This is a genomic window from Streptomyces huiliensis, assembly GCF_020037025.1.
GTDB classification, from domain to species: Bacteria; Actinomycetota; Actinomycetes; order Streptomycetales; family Streptomycetaceae; genus Streptomyces; species Streptomyces huiliensis.
The window spans coordinates 1-3,034 of the sequence record NZ_JAIQLH010000397.1; the positions used below are offsets into that span (position 1 = coordinate 1).

General features: G+C 74.8%; 3 protein-coding genes and 1 pseudogene. 1 reads left to right on the top strand and 3 read right to left on the bottom strand.

All coding sequences use genetic code 11. The annotated features are described in order from the left end of the window. Positions 1-267 precede the first annotated feature (267 nt). Positions 268-570, top strand: coding sequence for a hypothetical protein (locus JNW98_RS34025; RefSeq protein ID WP_223772153.1), 303 nt, complete (start codon positions 268-270; stop codon positions 568-570). 106 nt (positions 571-676) lie between these two features. Here the strand turns inward: JNW98_RS34025 and JNW98_RS34030 are convergent, their stop codons facing one another. From JNW98_RS34030 to JNW98_RS34040, 3 genes and pseudogenes are all read right to left on the bottom strand, one after another. Continuing rightward, a complete protein-coding gene (locus JNW98_RS34030; RefSeq protein WP_372459396.1) occupies positions 677-1,603 on the bottom strand; it encodes a S1 family peptidase in 927 nt (308 codons plus the stop codon). Positions 1,604-1,806: 203 nt separating this feature from the next. Beyond that, positions 1,807-2,601, bottom strand: a complete 795-nt coding sequence (locus tag JNW98_RS34035; RefSeq protein WP_223772154.1) for a DUF1684 domain-containing protein — start codon at positions 2,599-2,601, stop codon at positions 1,807-1,809. A 164-nt stretch (positions 2,602-2,765) separates the two neighbouring features. Next, a pseudogene (locus JNW98_RS34040) lies at positions 2,766-3,034 on the bottom strand (hypothetical protein); the annotation flags it as partial.

Here is a 3,034-nt window from a genome sequence, read left to right on the forward strand (position 1 = left end):
ACGAGGTCTTCGACCATCACGGCCCCCTGTGTCCCACGACAGGTGATATGTCCACGGTATGCCCCGCCGGACCCGGGGTCGAGCCCTGGGAGGGCGCGTTCTCGTAGGGCTACGGCCAAGGCGGCACGGTCCCCACGCCGCCGGGGGCAGTTACGAAACGTGTTTGTACATTGTGCAACCACTTTTGCGGCGCTCGACGGTGCCCTAGATTCCTTGCGTGCGGCGCAACCACCGTGCACCTCGGGGAAGTTGATTTTGGAGGTTCCCGTGAACGGAAAGCTCGCGACGGCCGGACTCGCCGCGGCCGCGGCGACCCTGCTGGCCGGAGTGGCACTGGCCGCCCCGGCATCGGCCGCCACCCCAGCGCCGGCCCGGGGAACGGTGACGGCGGAATCGTCCACCTACTACGTCTACGTCACCGGTGTCGCCGGCTCGCTGGACGGCGCCCGGGCGAACGCGAACTACAAGCTCCCGGAGAACTGCCACCCCTGGGGCATAGTGGCCAGTGGTACCACCCCCGACAACAACATCTGGGTGACCGTCCAGGGCAACTGCACCGGGCCGCAGTGACCGGGAGGCGGCACCCGCGCGGCACCGCCCCGGCGCTCGCGCGGCAGTGATCGAGGGGCGCCGGCCCGGCCGGCGTCCCTCCGGGGCTCCGGAGGACGGACCGCGCTCAGAAGAGACGGACGCCGTAGGCGTCGAGCGCCGCGACGACGGGCTGGTAGAAGGTGGTCCCGCCCCTGCGGCAGTCGCCGATGCCGCCGGAGGCCAGGCCCAGCGCGGTGGAGCCGGCGAAGAGGGCGCCCCCGCTGTCGCCGGGCTCCGCGCACACGTCCGTCTTGATCAGCCCCCGGACGACCTGCCCGTTCCCGTAGTTGACCGTGGCGTTCAGCCCGGTCACCCGGCCGTCGCGCACCCCGGTGGTGGAGCCGCTGCGGCGGACGCGGTCCCCGACGCGGGGCGTGGCGGCGGAGGTGATGCGCTGGGAGCGGCCGTCGTAGAGGTCGACGGCGGACGGGTGCGGCAGCGAGCCGTTGGCGTAGCGGACGAGGCCGTGGTCGGCTCCGGGGAAGGTGCTGCCGGCGGTGGGGCCGACGGCCGTGCGGTGCGCGGCGTCGGCGTAGTACGCGGGCTTGCCCTCGGTGCAGTGGCCGGCGGTCAGGAAGTAGTAGGTGTCGCCCTTGCGGACGTTGAACCCGGCCGAGCAGCGCCAGTCGCGGGCGTGCACCGCGTCGCCGCCGGCGATCAGCGGCCGGAAGGTGCCGGGGGCGCGTTCGACGCGTATCGCGTCGGCGTCGGGGCCGGCCGCCCGTCTGATCCTGGCGACGCCCGCGTCCGGGACGGTCGCGTCGGCGGTGACCACCACCTCGTGGGTCCGTTCGTCGACCGCCCAGGCCGTGCCCGGGACGTCGGCCTCGCCGACCGCCGTGCTCACCGCGGCGAGCCGCGCGGCGGTTGGTACGGCCGGAGTGCCGGCGACCGCTCCGGCGGGGGTGGCGGTGAGGGTGGAGACGGCGAGCAGGCCGGCGGCGAGGGCGGCGGCTCTTCTGCCGGAGAGAACGGCGGGGACGGTGGTGCGGGCGGTGCGCTTGATCCTCACGCTGCTGTCCTCCCGGAGGAGCGGGACCACATGGAACGACCACACAGAACACGGCACGGCGCGTTCCGCTCGCGCCGTGCCCCGACAAGCACTGGTGAGGGAGTATTCGACCGGGCGGCCCCGGGCGCAAGGGTCGAACCGGTCGTTCCGGGCACTTCCCCGCCGGACGGACGCCCTTCGCCTCCCGCGCACCCCACAGCCCCCTACCGCGTCAGCACCGCCCGCTCCCCCGCCTCGACCGCCACCAGCAGGACGTTCCCGGGCGGCGGGAAGGGACAGATGAAGTGGTCCGCGAAGGCGCACGGCGGCAGCACCGCGCGGTTGAGGTCCACCTCCACCCGCCCGGCGGCGTCCGGCGCGGGCGTGCGCAGGAAGCGGAACCGGTAGCTACTCACTCCGCTCGTGGCATCGGCGAACACCGCCCACAGCGCCCCGTCGGTCTCCTCCCCCACCCGCAGCACCCGCACCTCTCCGGCCAGCTCGAAGGAGAGCTCCCCGGCGAGGCTCAGCCCCCGCTCCCGCCCGTCCGCGTTCCCGACGAGGACGGTGCGCGCCCGCTCGTACGGGCGGTAGCGGCCGGGCCGCGTCCACCGGCCGTCGTACGCGAAGGCGTCGACGCCGGCGAACTCCCGGCGGGCGGGCGCGGCCGGGTCGAAGACCCGTACCGCCCACCGCCCTTCGCGGCGCAGGACGACCAGCCGCCGGGCGCCGTGCACGGTCCTGGCCGCCGCCGGGCTCCCGTCCGCGGTCAGCCGGACCTCGCCGGCGAAGGGCTCCCCGTCGAGGCGCAGGCCGTCCTCCGGAGCGGCGGTGAGCAGCACCGCGTCGCCGGAGAGGGCCTCGGCCCACCGTCCGGGGACGTCCGGGAGCCGGCCGCCGGGACGGTCGGCGAGCCAGTGCGTGGCGGTGAGGGCGAGCGGCCCGTGGGGGGCCGAGACGGTCGCGTGGCGCAGCTCGCGCCACTCGGTCCACTGCCGGGGCGCGTCGGTGGTGCTCATGGGCGTCCACCTTTCCACACGGCCGCCCCGATGGGCGGCGAAAGCGAACGACAACCGGGGGCGACCGAGGGGCGGTCGCGGGACGACCGCGGGGCGGCCGGAGCGGAAACGTTCCGCCCCGCAGGCCCAATCCGCCACCGGCGTCCCACTGTTACGACCACGCCTCAGCAGCCGCAGTCACACCCGCAGCCGTCACACCCGCAACCATCCCCGCAGCAGTCACAGTTGCTGCAACAGTCACAGCAATCGCTACAGTTGTCGCAGTCGCACTTGTGGCACCACCCCTCACGGGGCTGCCCGTTCCACGGATCGTGGTACGGGTCCCGGCAGCACACCTGGCAGCTGCAGAAGAGCCCGGACCACACCGCGCAGCCGGCCAGCAACCCGCGCTGCCGCCCGCGCCGCGGCGGCTCCGGCGGCGCGGGCGGCGGCG